Consider the following 21,013-nt stretch of genomic DNA (forward strand, 5'->3'; position numbering starts at 1 on the left):
AAGGACTAATGAGCCGCATCATCGCCGGGCAGGCGGGAGGCCGCAGCATCAAGATCCCCAAGCAGGTCACCCGGCCGACCTCCGACCGGGCCCGCGAAGGGTTGTTCTCCTCCCTGGAGGCCCGCTTCGGGCTAGCCGGGGAGGTTGTCCTCGACCTTTATGCCGGCTCCGGGGCGTTGGGGCTCGAGGCCGCCTCCCGGGGCGCGGCGGATGTCACGCTCGTCGAGGCGCTCGACGGGGCGGCAAGCACCATCAAACGGAATATCGCGACGGTGGGGCATCCGAACACCCACGTGGTTCACGCCAAAGCCATGACCTTCCTGGCGACCGCGCCGAAGCAGCACTACACGATGGTGCTTGCCGACCCACCCTATGAACTGGCCGACGACGCGGTGGCGGACATGCTGGCAGCCCTGATCCCGGCGCTGGCGCAGGACGCCGTCGTCGTCGTCGAAAGAAACAGCAAGAGCCCGGAGACCGCATGGCCTGAAGGATTCGAGCCGACGGGTCAGAAGGTGAAGAAGCGCACCTTTGGCATCGCGCGCTTCGATATGGCGATCTGGCGGGGCTGAAGCAATTTGCATAAAAGGGGAGGGGAGCGGCGGGTGCCCGGCGGGGCGGCCAGCGCTACACTAAGACACCATGCGAGTAGTCTGCCCAGGATCTTTTGACCCGGTGACGAACGGTCACCTCGACATCTTCACGCGCGCTGCGGCCCAGTGGGATGAGGTCATCGTGTTGGTGACCTATAACCCCAACAAGAACGGGCTGTTCAATGAGCAGGAGCGGGTGGCACTCATCGAGGCAGCCATCGCGGACCTGCCGGAGGAGCGGCGTCCGAAGAACATTCGGATCGACACGTGGGACCGCCTGCTGGTGGACTACCTCACCGAGAACAACATCTCCGCACTCGTTAAGGGGCTGCGCAGCTCCCTGGACTACGAGTATGAGCTGCCGATGGCTCAGATGAACCAGCGACTCTCGGGGGCGGATACCTACTTCCTGCTCACGAGCCCGGAGTACGGTTACGTGTCCTCCACCCTGTGTAAGGAAGTCGCGAAGTACGGCGGGGATGTCTCTGGGCTGCTGCCGGAGCCCGTGGCTGAGGCAGTGAAGGCGAAGTTCGCCGAGTCCTAAAGCTCCGTGACCACCGACTCCAGCGAAAGAAAAAATTGTTAATTCCTGTGACCGGTGTGTTTCTCCGCGAGTGATGCCCTGGAACATGGAATAGTGGTGAGCATGTACAAAACCTTCCAAGGCATGGACGATCTCCAGCACATGGTGGAGCAGGCTTATAGCGTGCCCATGACATCCAATTGCATGGTGCCGCGCCGCGAGGTGCTCGACATCCTCGACGAGATGCGTAACGCCATTCCCATCGAGATGGACGACGCCCAGGACGTCCTCGACCACCGCGACAAGATCCTCCACGACGCTGAGGATCGCGCCGACGGCATGGTCGCCGACGCTGAAGCCGAGCGCGACCGGATTCTTGAGGAGGCACACGCCCGCGCGGAGGCGATGGTGCGCGACGCCGAAGAGCGTGCCACCACCACGGTCGCCCAGGCTGAGGACGAAGCTGACCGCCTGGTTACCGAGGCCCGCAACGAATACGACCACGTCACCTCCCGCGCCGCCGCGGAATCCGACCGCCTCATCAAGGCCGGCAACGATTCCTACCAGCGCTCCGTGGACGAGGGCATCGCCGAGCAGCAGCGCCTTGTCTCCGAATCCGAGGTTGTCCGCAACGCCGAGGCGGAGTCCCAGCGCATCGTGCAATCCGCCCACGCGGACTCCGACCGCCTGCGCAACGAGTGCGACCGCTACGTGGATTCCACCCTCGCGGAGTTCGAGGAATCCCTCTCGGCAACCCTGCGCAGCGTGGGCCGCGACCGCGCCGCACTGCGCAAGGGGGCTGGCGTCTCCGGACTGCGCAGCGACTCCAACTACGGGGACCACAGCTACGAGGGCTAAACCTCGGGCTCAACGCGCGGGACGAAGCGAACAGGGCGTCGTCCCAAATGGCGGCGGGGAGGCTAAAGCGGGTACAAAAGGGGTATGAGCAACCCCTTCATCCTCGATGTTCAGGACATTCTCGGCCAGCAAGGTGGCCCGGAGCACGTTCACACCACCGGTGAAACCCCGCACAACCTCGGCGGGGAAATGTTCGGAATCGCCCCCGGCACCAGCGTTGATATCGACTTGATCCTCACCAACCTGGGCGAGGCCATCATGGCCCAGGGGACTGTTAGTGGCCAGGCCAGCGTCGAATGTGGCCGCTGCCTCCGCCACTTCACAACGGACCTCAGCATCAAGGTCGACCAGGTCTTCGGCACCTCGGCGGACTTCATCACCACCGAGGACGAGGACTCCGACGAGGAGGGCGACGAGCTGCCGCCTCTGGTCGAGGACGATCGCATCGACCTGACGCAGACGGTGCTCAACGAGGCCGGGCTCAACGCCCCGTTCAACCCCGTCTGCGCTGATTACGGCCTCGAGTGCGAGACCAACGTCCCAGAGCCGGACGGCATCTCCGAGGAAGAGGCGGAAGAGGAGAAGGTCGACCCGCGCTGGGCCGGCCTGTCCGCCATTAAGTCCCGCCTGGCCGGGGGTGACGATGGCTCGCAAGCGTAGGCTCACCGGCGAGGCAGCACTTCGCGCCGCATACTCCAAGCACGACCACGCCCCGCTGCTTCAGGCATGGGGGATTGACCTTTCCGATGAGATGTTGCGGCTGGCGCTCACACACCGTTCCTTCGCGCACGAGAACGACAATGTGCCGAATAACGAGCGCCTCGAGTTCCTCGGCGACGCGGTGCTCGGGCTCTCGGTCGCCGAGCAGCTGTACACACAGTTCCCGCAGCGTAGTGAGTCCGATATCTCCAAGATGCGCGCGGGTGTGGTGAATATGTATGCGCTCGCTGGCCTGGCCCGCAGCCTCGGGCTGGGGGAATATATCCTGCTCGGCCGCGGCGAGATGAAGACCGACGGGCAGGATAAGGACTCGATCCTCGCGGACACCGTCGAGGCAATTCTCGGCGCGATCTACCTGGAGCATGGCTTCGCTGTTGCGAAGGCGACCGTGTTGCGGCTGTTTAAGTCCATGATCGACAAGGCCCCGACCGTGGGGCTCACCATGGACTGGAAGACCACCGTGCAGGAGCGTCTGCGCGAACACGATCTGCCGATGCCGGAATACGAGGTCACCTCCTCCGGGCCGGAGCACGACAAGGTCTTCTTCGCCACGCTCCTGCTGGACGGCAAGGAGCGCACTCGCGGCCAGGGGCGTACGAAGAAGGAAGCGGAGCACCAGGCGGCTCGCGCCATGGTGGAGGAACTCGGCAACCGTGCCTGAGCTGCCTGAGGTGGAGGTCGTCCGCCGCGGGTTGGAAGAGCACCTCCGCGGTGGTGTTATTCACGACGTCGACGTCCGTCACCCCCGCGCCGTTCGCGCCCAGCCCGGCGGGGCAGCGGAACTCGTCTCGCTTCTGGACGGCGCCCGCATCCAGTCCTTCGAGCGCCGGGGCAAGTACATGTGGCTCGTGCTGGATAGTGGCCACGCGCTGTTCGTCCACCTCGGGATGAGCGGGCAGATGCTGATCCACGAAGCTGCCGATCAGGCTGCCGTGCCTCATACGCATGTCCGGATTCGCGCGCGCGTCGACGTGGGGGTCAAGGAGCTGGTGCTGAGTTTCGTGGACCAGCGCACCTTTGGCCAGTGGCAGGTCACACCCGTCGTGACAGACCCGCACGGGGGCTTTACGGGGGTGCCGGTTCCGGTCGCGCACATCGCCCCTGACCCCTTCGAGGCGGTCTTTGACCCGGTGGTCGTGGCGCGGCGCCTCCGGGCGAAGAAGACCGACGTGAAGCGCGCACTCCTGGACCAAACGCTGGTCTCCGGCATCGGAAACATTTACGCCGACGAGGCGCTGTGGGCAGCAGGCGTTGCTCCCGGCCGACGTACCCGGGGTATGCGCCAGCGCGATGCCGTGGCTGTATTGGAACAAGCCGAGGCGGTGATGCGCCGGGCGCTCGCCCAGGGCGGGACCAGCTTCGACTCGCTCTACGTCAACGTCAACGGCGCGAGCGGTTATTTTTCCCGCTCGCTCAACGCCTACGGCAGGACTGGGAAGCCGTGCCCCCGCTGCGGGGAACCGATCGTTCGGGTGCAGTGGACGAACCGCTCCTCGCACTTCTGCCCGCAGTGTCAGCCCAGCTAGCGTTCAGAACGGGGCTGGGTAGCGGGCAGGCTATTCCAAGAATTGGTGGCGGAGCTCTACAATGCCCCTATGGAAAAACTCACTGAGCTCGTTGATGGCTCGATCAACGGTGTCATCTGGAACATCATCCCGTGGCTGTTGATCGGCGCGGGCATCTACTTCGGCTTGCGTACCCTTTTCGTCCAGGTCCGCCTGCTGCCCGCGATGTTGAAAGCCGTCGCGGAGAAGCCGCCGGTCGCTCGCGACGAGCAGGGCAACGAGATCAAGGATGGCGAGCGCGTCGGCATCTCGGCCTTCAAGGCCTTCACGATTTCCGCCGCCTCCCGTGTGGGGACCGGCAACATCGCCGGCGTGGCGCTGGCGATCTCCATCGGTGGGCCGGGCGCGGTCTTCTGGATGTGGATGATCGCCATCGTCGGTGGCGCCACCGCCTTCGTGGAATCCACCCTGGCTCAGCTGTGGAAGTCCCGCGACGCCGACGGCCATTATCACGGTGGCCCGGCCTTCTACATGACCCGCGGCCTAGGCTGGAAGCCGCTCGCCGTCATCTTCGCCGTAGCGCTGTCCTTCACCTACGGCTTCGTCTACAACGCGATTCAGACGAATTCCATCGTCGACGCGGTGGGTGTGTCCTTCAATAGCGAGTCCATGACCCTCAAGCTGATCGTCGCGGTCGTCGTCGCCTCCCTGACCGCGCTCGTCATCTTCGGTGGTGTCACCCGCATCGCCAGCGTGACGCAGATCGTCGTGCCCCTGATGGCCGTGGCCTACATCATCGTGGGCCTCATCGTCGTGCTCATGAACCTCGGCGAGGTGCCCGGCATGATCGGGCTCATCGTCGGCCACGCCCTCGGTATTAAGCAGGTCGCGGGCGCGGGCATCGGCATGGCCTTCGGCATCGGCATGCGTCGCGGACTGTTCTCCAACGAGGCAGGCCAGGGCTCCGCGCCGAACGCCGCCGCGACCGCGACCGTCTCCCACCCGGTTAAGCAGGGTCTCGTCCAGACCCTCGGTGTGTATTTCGATACCCTCGTTGTCTGTACCATCACGGCTTTTGTGGTGCTGCTGGGTCCTGCCGTGGCCTACGGCCGCGACGACATTCAGGGCGTGTCCCTGACTCAGGCCGCGCTCGCCGACTCGGTTGGCGCGTGGGGTGCGCACTTCATTACCTTCATCCTCTTCTTCCTGGCCTTCTCCTCGGTCATCGGCAATGTCTACCTGGCCCAGGCCAATATCGAGTACCTGTCCGAATCGAAGAAGGTTATGACGATCTTCCGCCTCGGCGTGATCGCTTTCGTCTTCTTCGGAGCCTTCGGCTCCCTGCCGCTGGTGTGGGCGCTGGGCGACACGATGGCTGGCACCATGGCGATCATCAACATCATCGCGATCGTCCCGCTGGGCGGCATCGTCTTCAAGCTGCTGAAGAACTTCAACGATCAGCGCAAGCAGGGTCTGGACCCGGTCTTCCACCGGGATATGCTGCCTGAGGCGAAGAACGTCGAGGTCTGGGACGGTTCCGACTCGGCGACCCGCCGCGGTTGGCTCCAGCGCCGCTCCCTGCGCGAGTTCACCTAAAAGCGACGAGAAGACTGCGCCCGGATTACGGCGAGCTAAGGAGAAACGGAAGTGACTGAGCAACCACAGGTCCGCCTCACCGCCTGGTGCCACGGCCACGTCCAGGGCGTCGGCTTTCGCTGGTGGGTCGCCGGCCAGGCCAAGGCCCTGGGGCTGGCAGGCTCGGCTACCAACTACCCGGACGGGCGGGTGCTCGTTGTCGCGGAGGGGGCACGACACCTGGCCGAAGAATTGCTCGACCGGCTCCAACCCGGCGCGTTGACGAACCCGCAGCGCCCGGGTCAGGTCACCACGGTCGTCGAGCTGTGGGGCGAACCCAAGGGTGCGGTCGGCTTCGAGCGCCGCTAACGCGCGAGCCTGTGCTTAGAGCTTGTCCGCACGCAACGATAAGATAACCGCATGCACCTCAAGTCGTTGACCCTCAAAGGATTCAAGTCCTTTGCGTCTTCGACGACCCTGAAACTCGAGCCGGGAATCTGCGCGGTCGTCGGCCCCAACGGCTCGGGTAAGTCCAATGTCGTCGATGCCCTGGCATGGGTGATGGGGGAGCAGGGGGCGAAGACCCTGCGCGGCGGCAAGATGGAGGACGTCATCTTCGCCGGTGCCGGTGACCGCAAACCGCTGGGGCGCGCGGAGGTCACCCTCGTCATCGACAACTCCGACGGCAAGCTGCCGATCGAGTACTCCGAGGTCGCGGTCACCCGCCGCATGTTCCGCGACGGGGCCAGCGAATACGAGATCAACGGGGCCAAAGCCCGGCTCATGGATATTCAGGAGCTGCTCAGCGACTCGGGTATCGGCCGCGAGATGCACGTCATCGTCGGTCAGGGGAGGCTCTCCCAAATCTTAGAGTCCAAGCCCGAGGAGCGCCGCGCCTTCATCGAGGAAGCCGCGGGCGTGCTGAAGCACCGCCGACGCAAGGAGAAGGCGCAGCGCAAGCTGGTCGGCATGCAGGCCAACCTGGATCGCCTCCAGGACCTCACCGATGAACTGCACCGCCAGCTGGGGCCGCTGGCCCGGCAGGCCGACGCCGCGCAGCGTGCTTCCACCGTGCAGGCCACCATCCGGGACCGTCGCACCGTCCTGGCGGCCCACCACGTCCGCACTCTGTCGGAGAACCTCCACGAGGCCAACGCCGAGGCCGAGCGACTCATCGAGGAGCGCGAATACCTCACCGAACAGCTTGAGGAGCACTCCGGTGAACTCGCAGAGGTGGAGGAAGAGCTGCGGACCGCGCTGGAGGACGCGGAGTCTGCCCGCACCCTCTGGTACCGGCTTTCGGCGGTCGCGGAGAAGAACTCCGCCTCCCTACGCATCGCGGCTGACCGCGCTCAGGCCAGCGAAGAGACCGCCTGGCTGGGACCCGACCCCGCTCATCTGTTGGAGCGCGCCGAGCGGGCAGATGCCGAACAGGAGGAGCTCGACGAGGCCGTCGAGATTGCCCAGGAGAAACTCGAGGGCATCAGGGAGACCGTCGCCGAGGCTCAGGACGCCGCCCGGCAGGCAGAAAACGAGCACCTCGCCCAGGTCCGGGCCATCGCGGACCGGCGTGAGGGCGTGGTGCGGCTGCTCTCCCGCCAGGAAGCAGCCAGCGAGCGGTTGGCTAACGCACAAGCCGAGGTGGAGCGCAGCGAGGAGGCCGTGGGCGAGCACACCGAGGAGCTAGAAAACCTCAGCGAGGAACTTGCGGAAGCCGCCGACGCGCTGGCGGATATCGAAGGCGGGGGCGAGGAACTCCGCGCAACCGCAGAGCAGCTCGCCCGTGAGGTGCAGACCGTCGAGCAGCGCGCAGAGGAGCTACGCAACCAGGAACGCGCGCTGGAGCGCGAGATCGCTGGCCTGGAGGCCACCATCACCGGCTGGCAGGAGCGGCTTCGCCCCACCGACGGTGCTGCCCGTGCGACCTCCGCCGCCGAGGAGCAGGGGCATGCGGTGAGCACCCTGGCGGAGAACATCACGATCACCGGCGACTGGTCCGCCGCAGTGGCTGCCGTCCTAGGCGCGATCGCGCCCACCGGGGTCGTGACAGCATCAGACGACGCCGTACTCAGCGCACTCGAGGGCAGCGATGAAGGCCGCGCCCTCGTCATCGAATCCGGCTCCGAAACCAAGGAGACGGCCGGCTGGCGCCTCGATGCTTCCCTGCCCGCGGGGCAGTGGCTGCTCGACGTCATCGAACCCAGCCATAAGGTCGCCGCCGCGCTGAACGCGATGCTCGTCGACGTGGTCGCCGTGGCAGACGCCGCTGAGGCTCGCCGCGTCGTGGTCGCCGACACCAGGCTGCGGGCAGTGACCAAAGCCGGCAGCCTCTTCGGTCCCGGTTGGTTCGCGGCCGGCCGCGGGGGAGCCACCCCAGCGGTGGAGCTTGCTGCGAAGATTGACCAGGCCACCGCGGACGTCGCCGAGAAGAAGGAACAGCTCGCCGACCTGAAAGCGAGCCTCGACGCCGCACTGGAAACCACCGCGGAGCGTCGCGCCGCTGCCAGCAGCGCCAAGGCCGCCGTCCAGGAACAACGGGCACGCGTCCAGGCGGCCCAGCACCGCTTCAAGGCGGCGGAGAACGCGGAGGAATCGGCGCGCCGCAGCCTGGAGCGCGCTACCGTCCAACGCAACCAGGCCGAGGAGCGGGCGCGGCAGGCTGATGAGGAGCTCGCCGAGGTGCGGGATCGCCTCTCGCGCGTGCAGGAGCCTGAGGAGCAGGAGGAACCCTCCACCGCGCAGCGTGACCGCACGGCCCAGGAACTCACACAGGCCAAGGCCATGGAGATGGATGCGCGTCTGCAGCTGCGCACGGCGGAGGAGCGCGCCGCCGCCACCCGCGGCAAGGCGGAAAACCTGCGGCGCCAGGCTCGCCAGGAGGAGGCCTCCCGCAAGCAGCACGAAATCGCGAGGGCCCGCCGTGAAGCCAAGCGCCAGGCCGCGCTCATCGTGCAGGAACAAGCCGAACGGGTCGGCCAGCGCATCGCCGACGCGCTCCACCGAGCACAGGAGTCTCGCACCCTGACCGAGCAGGCGCACCGCCAATGGCAGGAACGGATGCGCCAGCAAAAGGCTGAGGTCAATAAGTACAACAGCCAGCTCGGGGCGGTCACCCAGCGGGCGCACGAGGCGGAGCTGAAACGCAACCAGGCACAGCTCAAGCTCGAGCAGGCCGCGGAATCCGCGATGGAGCAGCTCACCATGACTCCCGAGCAGCTGCTGGCCGTCGAGCTTCCGGAGGATTTCGACCAGGCCACAGCGCGTAAGGAGCTCAAACAGGCGGAGAAGGATCTCAACTCCCTCGGCAAGGTCAACCCCTTGGCTCTGGAGGAATACAAGGCGCTGGAGGAGCGCTATTCCTTCCTTGCCAGCCAGCTCGACGACGTCCAGCGCGCCCGCGAGGACCTCAACGGGGTCATCAAGGATGTGGACAACACCATCCTCACCCTCTTCGTGGACGCCTGGCACGACGTGGAGGAGCAGTTCCCCAGGGTCTTCGAGACCCTCTTCCCGGGCGGGTCCGGCCGACTGGTGCTGACCGACCCGGAGGACATGCTCACCACCGGCATCGAGGTGGAGGCCCGCCCGCCGGGCAAGAAGGTCAAGCGGCTGAGCTTGCTCTCCGGCGGTGAGAAGTCGCTGACCGCGCTGGCCCTACTCGTCGCCATCTTCCGTGCGCGACCTAGCCCCTTCTACGTCATGGACGAGGTCGAGGCCGCTTTGGACGACGTCAATCTGCGTCGCCTGATCGCGCTGTTCGAGGAGCTGCGGAAGGACTCCCAGCTGATCGTGATCACGCACCAGAAACCGACGATGGATGTGGCCAATGTCCTTTATGGCGTGACCATGCGCGGGGACGGCGTGACGCGCGTTATTTCGCAGCGCATGAAGCCATTGGAAGCCGGTTAGCCCAGGCCAGCCCGCACACAGGGGGAGCGGGCCGGGGCGCGCGGAATCGCCGCGGGGCCAAAGGCTAGGATTGGCGGACGTGACTACCAGCCCGATTGCAGACCTGAATGACACGCTCCTCGCCTGGGCCTCCAGCGCCGAGGCGGAACTCGCGACGAAGCTCAAGGACGTCCAGCTTTTTGTGGAGTTGGACATCAATGGTGATGAACTCGAGCGACTCACCCGCTTCTATGGCACCTTCCTAGGCCGCCAGATCGCTGCCGGCGCGGACGATGCCGCGCTGTTGCAGACCTGCCCGGCGCTGACCGCCGCGGTGCTGATCTCGCGCGCCGCGAAGCTCAACGAGGTTCCCCAGGTGGCCGCCGAGTTCTGGGCCGGGCTCGGCCTGGAGGCCACCGAGGACCGGGTGGCGCTCATCGAAGGCCATTTCGCGGAGATTCTGCAGGCGGCTGGGTTGGACCCGATGGATGACCTCGCCGGCGGTCCGGACGGTGAGATGGGGCGGCTCTTCGGGCACGTGGGCATCGCCAGCGACTGGACGCCGGAGCTCATCGAGCTTATCGACACTCGTCGCATGTCGGGAGAGGCTACCGAGGACCTCAGCGAGGAGGCGGCAGCGGTCGTCGCAGAGCTGGCCACACAGCGCCTGCAGCTGGGGCCGCTGTGCGCGACCTCCCCGGAACTGGCCCAAAAGCTGATTGAGCCGGTCGTCCGGGTGGTGCACCAGGGGGCCGTGGAAGGGCAGTGGCACCGCGCGCTGCAGAAGAACTCCGTCTTCCCGCTGGTCGCCGAGGAGATCGCGGCGGAGCTGCGGGAGCGCCCCATCGGCACCGTGGATCGCCGCTACACGGTGGGCGTGGCCCACGCGGAGGATCGACCGCGCCTGCGCCTCGATGTGCTGCGCCGCCGGGTGCTGTTGCGCCTGCCGGAGCAAGAGCTGGCAGATAGCCACTTCACCAACCCCGATGAGGTGCGTTGGCGCCTGGACTTCGACGGCAGCCCGTCCGCATTCATCACCAGCAAGGCGGACCGCCCGGGCGCGAAGACCAGCGAGATTTTCGACATTCCGGTGCGCCGGCCCCTGCGTGAGATTTGGGTGCGCAACGTTGCCTCCCGAGAGCAGTGGCAGGTTTCCATGGTCAGCACGGATAATCCCAGCCTGATCTTCACCGAGCGCGGCGGCGACCTGACGGAGATGGCCACCCTGCACCACGCTGCGGTGTGGGTGGTCTGCCCCTCCGACGCCCGCGCGGTGGACCCGGTGCGTGATCAGGAGATCCCGGTACTTGAGGAGCACGAGGTCAAGGCCTGGGAAGGCTGGACTATCCGCCTGCTCGATCTCTCCGAAGCTCTCTCGCTACACCTCGAACGCCCAGGGGAGCGCCGCCCGTCGATCGGGAGCGTGCGCGCCGTCGACCCGCGGCAGCGCGTGCGGTTCGTTGAGCTCGGCGAACCCGTCCCGGGTCTGCGCACCCAGTCCGGTCGGCCAATCCATTCGGAGTCACTTCTTGTGGAGTTCCCGCCGACCCAGTCGGGAGCGGTCGAGACTTGGTTCTTGACGATCGGTGCCTACGCGGGCCCGGGCGAGTACGGCGACACGGTCGCCGATGAGGAACCCCTTGAGGTTCCGCCGGAGGGCGGGTCCTTCGAGGTCTTTGACCCGGAGGCCTATGACAGCCCATGGGCCGGCGAGTACCTGGTGCGCCTGCGTGGACCGCGTAACGAGTCCTTCCGGCACGAGTACGGACTGGTCGAGGGGCTCAGCACCGACGTCGAAATCGATGGTCCCTCCGCGCTGACCCGGTTGCCGCAGGCCGGGGGACTGAGCCCGACCACGGTGAAGCTGCTCGCCGGTGATAAGCCCTTCTCCCGCCGGGTGAAAGCCACCGTCGGCCCCGATCAGAAGTACGTCACCACGGTCGTGGAAACCGATGCCGGCGACGCGCTACCGGTTGTGGTGCACCCACCACGGCTGCGCTACCAGCTCACGCTGCGTGGCGAGGAGCCGATGTGGCGCACGGAAGCCGTGCGCACCAGCTCCTCCTGGCTGGACCAGGACACCAAGTTCCGCGTCCGCCCCGGCAGCCCCCTGTACCAGCCGCTCGAGCGGCCTAGCCTTGTCATCCGCGACCGCCACGGCGCCCCGGTGCGCACGCTGAAGCTGGAGACGGAGGACAACATCACTTGGTCCGCGGAGCTCGCCGCCGCAGCGTCTTCCCTCGCCGTGCTGTCGCAGGGCAGCTTCGAGCTGGAGTTCATCGACTCGGTGGCCCGCCGCCGCGTCTCCGTCCGGCTGGCAAACATCGTCCCGGCACCGACCTGGAATGTGTCCTACGCCGACGGTTCGCTCGTCTTCGACACGGGCGCGGATGCTGACGCCCCCGACCTCGGCTGCTGGAGCGCGTGGGTCTGGCCCGTCACGGCACCGTGGCAGCCCGCCCGTACCGTCACCATCGGTGCCACGGGTGAGCCTGTCGAGCTTCCCGCCGAACTGCAGGACGCCGGTCCGCTCGCCGTTCAGCTGTTCGCCCCGGATCGTTTCTCCTTCCTCCGTCCCCCCTCCGGCCCGGGCGAGCGCGCGCAGACCGTCGAGGCCGAGGGCTACTTCGGGCGAGGGGAGGACACCCCGTGGTCGCACCTGTCTGCTTTCCTTGTCGGTCAGGCCGAGCAGGCCCCGTCTGACCCGGAGATTCTGCCGACCCTGTGGGACGTGCAGGCCGGTTGGCTGCAGAAGCGCGCCCAGGTGCCGCCTGCGCTCTCTCAGCGGGTGCGCGAGGCGCTGACCCACGATGCGCGCGCGTCGGTGCACGCGATGGGGCGATCTCTGGTCGCCACCGCGGATCGCCCGGCGCAGTTCATCGCCTCCGGCCTGGTGCATTCCTCCTTTGACGTCACCCAGGAGGAGCTGATGAGCCCCGCGGAGCAGAAACGGGACGAGATCGGCACCCCATGGATCCACGCCTTGGATATCCTGGGCGCGATCGCTCGACTGGATGAGGATGATGCCGAGCAGCTGCCGAGCATCAAGGCGCTGAAGAAGCAGCTGGCAGCCACCGCCGGTGAGGGGGCCGTCAAGACCCTGGAGATGGGGCACGACCGATCCCTGGAGAACTCCTGCATCGACGCTACCACCGTCCAGATCGCGCACATGAACGAGGATCAGCAGAAGGCAGTGCTCGCCATGTTCTTCGGCGACGCCGGTCTGGTCCCGGGTGCGATTTCGGACGAGAACAGCCGACTCATCGCCGTGTTCGATACCTTCACCCACCGTGTGGCGCTCTCCGAGCTGCTCGGGGACCCGACGTTGATGACCACGGCGGTGGCGGTGTTGCGCCGGATCAAGTCCGCGAACCGACAGCTGTACCTGTCCGCGCGGGTGCGCTTCGAACGCCTCGACGGGGTGGATACCGATGATCCGCAGAACCGCTGGGCACTGGCGCCGGTGATCTCCATGGTCTTCGCGCTGGCCACGCGCATGCACGCGCACGGCCACCTGCCGACCCTGGGCAAGCTGCCGCAGGCCTATGAGGGCTGGGCGAAGATGGCCCAGCTGGTTCCAGACCTCGTGACCGGCGATGTGGTCCTCGCCGATGCGATGGTTCTCGGTGTGTTCGGGCCAAATCTGAAAGACTAGGGATTATGAACGTTTTCATCTGGGTACTCATTGGCCTGGTGGTGCTGGCCGCCATCGTGGCGATCATCGTCGTGGCGGGCCTGCGCCGCAACAAGTCCAAGCAGATCTCCTTCGAGAAGAGTCCGGAGATCGAGAAGAAACCGTCCTCGGGGGACTACCAGGCCAAGGGTGGATTTAACTTCACCTCTGGCGGGGAATCCCCGGCGCCGACCTCGGAGGATGCAGGCCGCCCGACGATGGATATCGGCGGGGTGAGCGTCCCGGCTCCCTTCGAGAAGGAGAAGGAGACCCAGCCGCGGGGCGAGGCTCCTGCGGAGGCTTCTGAGAAGCCGGCACCGGCGAAGACTGAGCCAGAGCAGCCCGCGGCTGAGAAGGCTGAAGCGGAAAAGGTCGAGGCGGAAGAATCCGCGCCCGCTGTACCGGAGGAAGAGAAGCCGGTTCCGCCAGCAGCGCCCGCTGCTCCGGTAGCCCCTGCCGCTGAGCAGGAGGAGCCGGTCGCGGAGAAGGCAGCCGACGAGCCGCAGGGCGAGCAGGCTGGAAGCGAGAAGCCAGTCACGGCCGAGCCTGCCCCGAAACAGGAGACCACCGCACCGGCTGACGTCCCGGCTGCGCCAGCCGAGACCCCGGAGGCGCCTGCCGCGGAGAAGGAGGTCGGGCAAGCCGACGAGACCGCCGCTGCGACAACGGCTGAGGATGAGCCCGTAGACGCGGTTGAGCACGCCGCCACCCCGGCAGAGAAGCAGGAGGCCGCCCGCACCCAGGAGATCGCGCCAGTGGAGGGGCGCCTGGGCAAGCTGCGTGGCCGCATGGCGAAGTCCCAGAACGTCATCGGTCGCGGCGTGCTCGGCATTCTCAGTGCAGGCGACCTGGATGAGGATGCCTGGGAGGAAATCGAGGACACGCTGCTCATGGCGGACCTCGGTGCCGACACCACGATGAAGGTCGTGGACTCCCTGCGCGAGCGCATCGCCTCCCAGGGCGTGGAGAGCGAGGAGCAGGCGCGCGCGATGCTGCGCGAGGTGCTCATCGAGGCCGGCAAGCCGGAGTTGGATCGCTCCATCAAGGCGATGCCTTATGAGGGCAAGCCAGGCGTGATCATGGTTGTTGGTGTCAACGGCACCGGCAAGACCACCACCACCGGCAAGCTCTCCCGCGTGCTCGTCGGCATGGGTAAGCACGTCGTGCTGGGTGCCGCAGACACCTTCCGTGCGGCCGCTGCCGACCAGCTGGAGACCTGGGGCAACCGGGTTGGTGCTCGCACCGTCCGCGGCAAGGAGGGCGCGGATCCGGCGTCCGTGGCCTTCGACTCGGTGAGCCAGGGTATGGATGAGCAGGCGGACGTCGTCCTCGTGGACACCGCAGGCCGACTGCACACCTCCGTCGGGCTGATGGACCAGCTCGGCAAGGTCAAGCGTGTCGTGGAAAAGCGCGCCCGCGTGGACGAGGTGCTGCTCGTTCTGGACGCCACGGTGGGGCAGAACGGCCTGATGCAGGCCCGCGTATTCCGCGACGTCGTGGACATCACCGGCGTGGTGCTGACCAAGCTGGACGGTACCGCCAAGGGCGGCATCGTCTTCCAGGTACAGGAAGAGCTCGGCGTGCCGGTCAAGCTCGTCGGCCTCGGCGAGGGAGCGGACGACCTCGCACCATTTGAGGTGGAGAGCTTCGTGGACGCGCTCCTGGGATAAAAAGAGTTTTTCAGCCGCAGTTTTTGGGGTTTGAGCGGCGGAACCTAGTCATGGGTTCCGCCGCTTTTTTGTATTTTTCTCTGTTTTTGCGTGGCCGGATAGTGATAAATTTATTTTCTGTAATCACACTCACCCGACCGAGTTCTTCGGTCTCGCGCACAGTATCTTCGACGCCTCCGGGAATCCTCTCATCGATGCCGACGGCATGCCGAACGCCGTCAACGTCCTGTTTCAGATGACTTTTGCCATGATCGCCACCGCGATCATCTCCGGCTCACTGGCCAACAGGGTGAAGATCCACACCTGGCTGATCTTCACTGCAGTATGGGTCGTCCTGGTGTATGCGCCGATGGCTCACATGGTCTGGGGTGGTGGAATCCTCGGCGAGGGAGCCAACAGCATGTCCGCGTGGCTCTTCGGGGCCCATGTGGAAGGCGCCGAGACTGTCGCGAATATTGCCCCCATCGACTTCGCAGGCGGCACGGTCATCCACATCAACGCCGGGGTGGCTGGCCTCGTGCTGGCTTCTTTTAGCATCTCGCTGAAGTACACCCTCGGCTGGCGAATTAGCGCCGAGGAGGAGAACACGGGCATCGATGTGACGCACCACCGCGAACGGGCCTATCACGCGCTCGTCGATGCGGCGGTCGCTCAGCGGGAGTAGCCCCGCAACTGACTCTCACACGCCCGGTCGTTGCCGGACAACGCCCCCGCCGCGCTAAGGTGGCAGGGATAACTACTTAACGTTGTTCGCCCCGGCCGGGCGTTGAGACGTTTTCAGCGATCGTATTAAGGGAGACACGAGAACGTGTTTGAGTCACTTTCAGACCGGCTATCAGGTGCCCTCAAGGGGCTGCGTGGCAAGGGCCGCCTCACTGAGCAGGACATCAACACCACCGCACGCGAAATCCGTCTCGCGCTGCTCGAGGCGGACGTCTCCCTGCCCGTCGTGCGCGCCTTCATCAAGCGCATCAAGGAGCGCGCCAACGGCGTCATCGTCTCCGAGGCGCTGAACCCGGCCCAGCAGGTCATCAAGATCGTCGACGAGGAGCTCAAGGAGATCCTCGGTGGCGAGACGCGCCGCCTGACCCTGGCCAAGCACCCGCCGACCGTCATCATGCTCGCCGGTCTGCAGGGTGCGGGTAAGACCACCCTGGCCGGTAAGCTCGCCCGCTACCTGTCTAAGCAGGGCCACACCCCGATGCTGGTGGCCTGTGACCTCCAGCGCCCGGGCGCGGTGCAGCAGCTGCAGATCGTCGGTGAGCGCGCTGGTGTGACCACCTTCGCCCCGGACCCGGGCACCAGCCTGGAATCTCACGACCACGAGATGGGCACCTCCACGGGCGACCCGGTCGAGGTCGCCGAGAAGGGTATCGAGGAGGCCTACCGCACCCAGCACGACATCGTCATCATCGATACCGCAGGCCGCCTCGGTATCGACGAGACGCTGATGACGCAGGCGCGTAACATCCGCGACGCCGTTGAGCCCGACGAGGTGCTCTTCGTCATCGACGCCATGACCGGTCAGGACGCCGTGACGACCGCCGAGGCCTTCCGCGACGGCGTTGACTTCACCGGTGTGGTCTTGACCAAGCTGGACGGCGACGCCCGCGGTGGTGCCGCACTGTCCATTCGTGAGGTCACCGGTAAGCCGATTCTGTTCGCCTCCACGGGTGAGAAGCTCGAGGATTTCGATGTCTTCCACCCGGACCGCATGGCCTCCCGCATCCTGGGCATGGGTGACGTCCTCACCCTGATCGAGCAGGCCGAGCAGGTCGTGGACCAGGAGAAGGCCATGAGCTCTGCCGAGCGCATGGCATCGGGTGAGCTGACGCTGGAGGACTTCCTCGAGCAGATGATGATGATCCGCAAGATGGGTCCGCTCGGCAATATCCTGAAGATGCTGCCTGGCGGCTCCCAGATGTCCCAGCTCGCGGACATGGTCGACGAGAAGCAGCTGGACCGCATTCAGGCCATCATCCGAGGTATGACCCCGGCGGAGCGCAACGACCCGAAGATCCTGAACGCCTCCCGCCGCAAGCGCATTGCTGCCGGTTCCGGCGTCCAGGTCTCCGAGGTCAACCAGCTGGTCGAGCGCTTCTTCGAGGCGAAGAAGATGATGGGCCGCATGGCCGGTCAGTTCGGCATGCCCGGTGGGCGTTCTGCGACGAAGAAGCAGAAGAACCACCGCAAGGGCAAGGGGAAGAAGGGCCGTAACAAGAACCGTCGTTCCCCGCAGCGCATGAACCGTCAGGGCATGCCGGGGATGCCGGGGATGCCAGGCATTGGTGGCGGAATGCCGTCGATGAAGGAACTCAAGGCGCTGCAGGACCAGCTGCCCCCGGGCATGGAGGGCATCGATGTGGAGAAGATGTTCGGCGGAGGCAAGAAATAACCTCCACCCGCTCCGCGTCAGCACGTCGCGGCTGGGGAGTGCCGCTAGTGTTTCCTGCTGGCGGCTAGCGGCTGGCGGCTAGGTGCCGCACACGGTGCGGAAGCCCGTTGGGGAGGGGGTGGGCTTCTCCCAGCGCTCCAGGCCCACGCGGCGGGTGAAGGGGGCGCGCAGAGCGTCCCACAGCTGATCGAAGGGGGCGTAGTCGCCGCCGAGGGCCGCTGCCAGGGCCTCCTCGACGTGGGCGTTGCGGGGGTAATACACCGGGTTGGTGCGGGCCATGAGCTCTCTATCGGGTTGTGCACCCGACCACTGCTCACGCCAGTGCGAGAGATCGTGCAGTGCAGCGCGGTTATCGCCCAGCGCGCCGTTGGCTGACCACGTGTCGTGCCACGCTTGGCTACCGAGCCCTGCCGGGTTGGCATCGGTGTCGGTGAGCTGGCGCAGGACCTGCGCTACATCGAGCTGATGCTCCTCGGCCAACACCTGGAACTCGCTCAGCACGTGTTGGTGGGAAGGCTGCTGCGCGTCGAGGCCGAGTGCGTCGGCGAATTCCGCATCGAGCGCGTGCCGGTAGATCGCCGAATACTCATCCAGCACGTCTTGCGCCGCGGCCACCGCGCTGCGATTCGCTTCGGCCGAGTCCATGCCCGGCGCTGGGGACAATAGCGGCAGCATCGCCTCGGCCAGGCGCGCCAGGTTCCAGCCACCGATCGCTGGCTGATTGCCGAAGGCATAGCGGCCGTGGGCGTCGATCGAGCTGAACACGGCCTGCGGGTCGAAGCGATCCAGGAAGGCCGCGGGGCCGTAGTCCAGCGTGAAGCCACCGATGGCGGTGTTATCCGTGTTCATCACCCCGTGGACGAATCCGAGCCGCATCCACTGCGCGATCAGCCGGGCCTGCGCTGCCGCGACATGCCGGTACAGCTCCAGGTAGCGCTCCGGGGCCGAAAGCTCGGCGAGTTCAGGGAAGTGGCGTTGGATTGCCATGTCTGCCACCCGCCTCAGTAGACCCGAGGCGTTCTCCGGGTCCCGCATGCGCGCTGCCTGAAAGGTCCCAACCCGTAGGTGGCTGGTGGCGACCCGGACGATGGCCGCTGCTGGCTCGGTGCGGTGTCGACGCACCGCCTCGCCGGTGCTGAGCACCGCCAGGCTGCGGGCGGTAGGGACACCCGCGGCATGCATAAACTCACTGAGCAGGAACTCGCGCAACGCTGCCGTCAGTGGCGCCTTGCCGTCCGAGCCGAGACGCGAGTACGCGGTGGTGCCCGCACCCTTGACGTGAAGGTCCAGCAGTTTTTTGGTGTCGGGGGTGCGACGCTCACCCAGCAGGACGGCGCGCCCGTCGCCCATCTGCGGGTTGAAGCTGCCGAATTGGTGGCCGGTGTAGAACTGGGCGACTGGGCGAGCCTCGGAATCAGTTCCGCGACCGAGCAGAAACTGCACGCCAGCGGGGGAGCCGAGCCAGTCAGCATTCAGGCCCAGCTCGGCTGCCAGGGGTTCGTTCAGCACGAGGATCCGTGCCCCAGGTAGTGGGGTGGCAGGCTCATAAGGCGCGGTGAGCTCCGGAAGCTGGTGGGCGAAGTTGTATTCGAGCGTCGGCGAACCCGTGGCGCCGTCATGGGGGTGATGGCCACTGGGTGCCGCGGCCTCGCTGGAGTTTCGGAAACACATAGTGCCCACGGTATCGGCTTATGATGACCGGGTGATTCGTGAAACGTTAAAGATCGCCTTCGCCTTCGTCGGTGTGATCGTGGGCGCTGGGTTCGCCTCTGGCCAGGAGGTCATGCAGTACTTCGTGGGCTTCGGCCTCGACGGCCTGTGGGGCGTGGGCCTATCCGCCCTGGTGGTCTGCTCGATGGCGCTGATCATCCTGCAGCTGGCCTCCTACTTCCAGGCCAAGGAGCACGGCGAGGTCTTCGACCGCGTCTCCCACCCGGTGCTCGCGCGAGTGCTCGATATCGGAGTGAGCCTGACCCTGTTCGCCACCGGCTTCATCATGTTCGCTGGTGCCGGCTCCAACCTGAACCAGCAGTGGGGTCTGGAGACCTGGATCGGCGGGGTCCTCATGGTGCTGCTGATCCTCGGCGCAGGTCGGTTGGACGTCGACCGGGTGACCACGATGATCGGAGCTGCAACTCCCTTCATCTTCGGTTTCATCGGCCTGGCCAGCCTGTACGTGATCTTCTTCGTCGACCACCCGCCGCTCGCGGAGCTGGACGCTGAGGCGCTGGCTATCGGCTCGCCGCTGCCGCACTGGTCTATCGCCGCGGTGAACTACGTGGGCTTCAACCTGATGGTCGCGGTGTCCATGGCGGTCGTCATCGGCGGGCAGATGTTCAACCCCAGGCTCGCGGGACGAGGCGGGTTCTTGGGCGGCGTGATCCTTTCTCTGATGATGGCGATCAGTACCATCACGCTGTTCCTCGCGGTCCGCGAGGTGGGGCACGACGACCTGCCGATGCTGAGCCTTATCGTGCATATTCACCCGGCTCTGGGGCACATCATGGCGGTCGTCATTTACGCGATGATTTTCAATACCGCGCTCGGAATGTTTTACGCGCTGGCCCGCCGCATGAGCGCCTCCCGACCGGAGTATTTCTATCGCTATTACGTGGGAACAGTGGTGGTGGGCTTCGTGCTCTCCTTTGCGGGCTTCAAGAATCTGATCGGCTGGATCTACCCGGTGTTGGGGTACATGGGTCTGCTGCTCATCGCGGTGATGACATTCGCCTGGGTTCGGCGCTATAAGCAGATCGCTCAGGAAGCTGACCGCCGCCTGCGCCTGGTGGACCTGTGGCGGGCCGGCCGGGAAGGGGAACCCGCCGGTGATGCGCAGTAGCGCTGAAACTTAAGCGATAGCACTGCCGGGTTTGGGTTTCCTGGCGCAGATGGCTAATATGGTTCGGGTTGTGGCTACGGCGGTTGTGCTGTGGCCATGCCATGCGAACGCCCTGCGGTATACCGATCCCGACCACGGTCGGCCGGTAGTCACCCGCAGGATAAACATCAAGGGTTGAACCGGTTTCCCATCAAGGGGAAGCGACAAGAACTGCCCAGTGACCAGAAAAGGAGCCACATCATGGCTGTCAAGATCAAGCTTCAGCGCGTTGGTAAGATCCGCACCCCGCAGTACCGCGTGGTCGTCCAGGACGCTCGTGCCCGCCGCGGCGGTGCCGTCATCGAGAACCTGGGTATCTACCAGCCGGCAAACCAGCCTTCCGTCATCGACATCAACTCCGAGCGTGCTCAGTACTGGATCGGCGTTGGCGCTCAGCCGACCGACACCGCACTGGCACTGCTGAAGCTGACCGGTGACTGGCAGAAGGCCAAGGGCCTCGAGGGTGGCGAGAACACCGTGAAGCCGCAGCCGGAGAAGAAGTCCAAGCTGGACATCTTCAACGAGGCACTGGCTGAGGCTGCCGAGGGCCCGACCGCTGAGGCCATCACCGAGAAGCGTCGCAAGGCGAAGGAAGAGGCCGAGGCTAAGGCTGCTGCTGAGGCAGAGGCCGCCGAGAAGGCGGAGGCTGAGGCAGCTGAGAAGGCAGAGGCTGAGGCTGCAGAGGAGTCCGAGGAGGCTTCCGCCGAGTAATCAATGCCCCCTTTGGGGTGTGAT

General features: G+C 65.9%; 16 protein-coding genes. 15 read left to right on the forward strand and 1 reads right to left on the reverse strand.

Annotation, left to right across the window (positions count from 1 at the left end; translation table 11 throughout):
- Window positions 1-8: 8 nt before the first annotated feature.
- The 13 genes from HMPREF3097_RS09095 (at window position 9) to ffh (ending at window position 17,400) form a co-directional block, all read left to right on the forward strand.
- Complete coding sequence (locus HMPREF3097_RS09095) at window positions 9-572, forward strand: RsmD family RNA methyltransferase (RefSeq protein WP_070761978.1); 564 nt, start codon at window positions 9-11, stop codon at window positions 570-572.
- Between the two features lie 70 nt (window positions 573-642).
- Window positions 643-1,137, forward strand: coding sequence for a pantetheine-phosphate adenylyltransferase (coaD, locus tag HMPREF3097_RS09100; protein WP_070758831.1), 495 nt, complete (start codon window positions 643-645; stop codon window positions 1,135-1,137).
- Window positions 1,138-1,239: 102 nt separating this feature from the next.
- Window positions 1,240-1,974: an ATP synthase F0 subunit B gene (locus HMPREF3097_RS09105; RefSeq protein WP_070758832.1), complete on the forward strand. Its 735-nt coding sequence runs from the start codon at window positions 1,240-1,242 to the stop codon at window positions 1,972-1,974.
- An 84-nt stretch (window positions 1,975-2,058) separates the two neighbouring features.
- Complete coding sequence (locus tag HMPREF3097_RS09110; protein ID WP_070761979.1) at window positions 2,059-2,634, forward strand: YceD family protein; 576 nt, start codon at window positions 2,059-2,061, stop codon at window positions 2,632-2,634.
- Window positions 2,618-3,355 carry a ribonuclease III gene (rnc, locus tag HMPREF3097_RS09115; RefSeq protein WP_070761980.1) on the forward strand — a complete coding sequence of 246 codons (738 nt, stop codon included), beginning with the start codon at window positions 2,618-2,620 and terminating at the stop codon, window positions 3,353-3,355. The genes HMPREF3097_RS09110 and rnc overlap by 17 nt, the downstream gene beginning before the upstream one ends.
- On the forward strand, window positions 3,348-4,220 hold the full coding sequence (gene mutM / locus HMPREF3097_RS09120; RefSeq protein WP_070761981.1) for a bifunctional DNA-formamidopyrimidine glycosylase/DNA-(apurinic or apyrimidinic site) lyase: 873 nt from the start codon (window positions 3,348-3,350) through the stop codon (window positions 4,218-4,220). Before rnc ends, mutM begins: the two co-directional genes overlap by 8 nt.
- Window positions 4,221-4,289: 69 nt before the next feature.
- A complete protein-coding gene (locus HMPREF3097_RS09125) occupies window positions 4,290-5,795 on the forward strand; it encodes an alanine/glycine:cation symporter family protein (RefSeq protein WP_070758836.1) in 1,506 nt (501 codons plus the stop codon).
- A 51-nt stretch (window positions 5,796-5,846) separates the two neighbouring features.
- A complete protein-coding gene (locus HMPREF3097_RS09130; protein ID WP_015381516.1) occupies window positions 5,847-6,143 on the forward strand; it encodes an acylphosphatase in 297 nt (98 codons plus the stop codon).
- A 51-nt stretch (window positions 6,144-6,194) separates the two neighbouring features.
- Window positions 6,195-9,683: a chromosome segregation protein SMC gene (smc, locus tag HMPREF3097_RS09135; protein ID WP_070761982.1), complete on the forward strand. Its 3,489-nt coding sequence runs from the start codon at window positions 6,195-6,197 to the stop codon at window positions 9,681-9,683.
- Window positions 9,684-9,762: 79 nt separating this feature from the next.
- Window positions 9,763-13,317: a hypothetical protein gene (locus tag HMPREF3097_RS09140; RefSeq protein WP_246821357.1), complete on the forward strand. Its 3,555-nt coding sequence runs from the start codon at window positions 9,763-9,765 to the stop codon at window positions 13,315-13,317.
- A gap of 5 nt (window positions 13,318-13,322) precedes the next feature.
- Complete coding sequence (gene ftsY / locus HMPREF3097_RS09145; RefSeq protein WP_070761984.1) at window positions 13,323-15,005, forward strand: signal recognition particle-docking protein FtsY; 1,683 nt, start codon at window positions 13,323-13,325, stop codon at window positions 15,003-15,005.
- Window positions 15,006-15,195: 190 nt separating this feature from the next.
- Window positions 15,196-15,669, forward strand: a complete 474-nt coding sequence (locus HMPREF3097_RS09150) for a hypothetical protein (RefSeq protein ID WP_371260110.1) — start codon at window positions 15,196-15,198, stop codon at window positions 15,667-15,669.
- 144 nt (window positions 15,670-15,813) lie between these two features.
- Entirely contained in the window at window positions 15,814-17,400 is a 1,587-nt protein-coding gene (gene ffh / locus HMPREF3097_RS09155) for a signal recognition particle protein (protein ID WP_070761987.1), read from the forward strand.
- A 78-nt stretch (window positions 17,401-17,478) separates the two neighbouring features.
- On the opposite strand, the gene HMPREF3097_RS09160 is transcribed toward ffh, so the two are convergent.
- Entirely contained in the window at window positions 17,479-19,071 is a 1,593-nt protein-coding gene (locus tag HMPREF3097_RS09160; protein WP_070761989.1) for a protein adenylyltransferase SelO, read from the reverse strand.
- Window positions 19,072-19,102: 31 nt separating this feature from the next.
- Between HMPREF3097_RS09160 and HMPREF3097_RS09165 the strand changes: the two genes are divergently transcribed.
- Both HMPREF3097_RS09165 and rpsP read left to right on the forward strand, forming a co-directional pair.
- Window positions 19,103-20,239: a YkvI family membrane protein gene (locus tag HMPREF3097_RS09165; RefSeq protein WP_070758843.1), complete on the forward strand. Its 1,137-nt coding sequence runs from the start codon at window positions 19,103-19,105 to the stop codon at window positions 20,237-20,239.
- A 240-nt stretch (window positions 20,240-20,479) separates the two neighbouring features.
- Window positions 20,480-20,989 (forward strand): 30S ribosomal protein S16, encoded by a 510-nt coding sequence (rpsP, locus tag HMPREF3097_RS09170; protein ID WP_070761991.1) that lies wholly within the window; start codon window positions 20,480-20,482, stop codon window positions 20,987-20,989.
- Window positions 20,990-21,013 lie beyond the last annotated feature (24 nt).

The organism is Corynebacterium sp. HMSC27B11, from assembly GCF_001815985.1.
GTDB lineage: Bacteria > Actinomycetota > Actinomycetes > Mycobacteriales > Mycobacteriaceae > Corynebacterium.

Coding starts and splice junctions, on each gene's coding strand:
- HMPREF3097_RS09125 (WP_070758836.1), top strand. CDS start 4,290: ATGGAAAAACTCACTGAGCTCGTTGATGGCTCGATCAACGGTGTCATC.
- smc (WP_070761982.1), top strand. CDS start 6,195: ATGCACCTCAAGTCGTTGACCCTCAAAGGATTCAAGTCCTTTGCGTCT.
- HMPREF3097_RS09110 (WP_070761979.1), top strand. CDS start 2,059: ATGAGCAACCCCTTCATCCTCGATGTTCAGGACATTCTCGGCCAGCAA.
- HMPREF3097_RS09105 (WP_070758832.1), top strand. CDS start 1,240: ATGTACAAAACCTTCCAAGGCATGGACGATCTCCAGCACATGGTGGAG.
- HMPREF3097_RS09095 (WP_070761978.1), top strand. CDS start 9: ATGAGCCGCATCATCGCCGGGCAGGCGGGAGGCCGCAGCATCAAGATC.
- ftsY (WP_070761984.1), top strand. CDS start 13,323: ATGAACGTTTTCATCTGGGTACTCATTGGCCTGGTGGTGCTGGCCGCC.
- rnc (WP_070761980.1), top strand. CDS start 2,618: ATGGCTCGCAAGCGTAGGCTCACCGGCGAGGCAGCACTTCGCGCCGCA.
- rpsP (WP_070761991.1), top strand. CDS start 20,480: ATGGCTGTCAAGATCAAGCTTCAGCGCGTTGGTAAGATCCGCACCCCG.
- HMPREF3097_RS09160 (WP_070761989.1), bottom strand. CDS start 19,071: ATGTGTTTCCGAAACTCCAGCGAGGCCGCGGCACCCAGTGGCCATCAC.
- coaD (WP_070758831.1), top strand. CDS start 643: ATGCGAGTAGTCTGCCCAGGATCTTTTGACCCGGTGACGAACGGTCAC.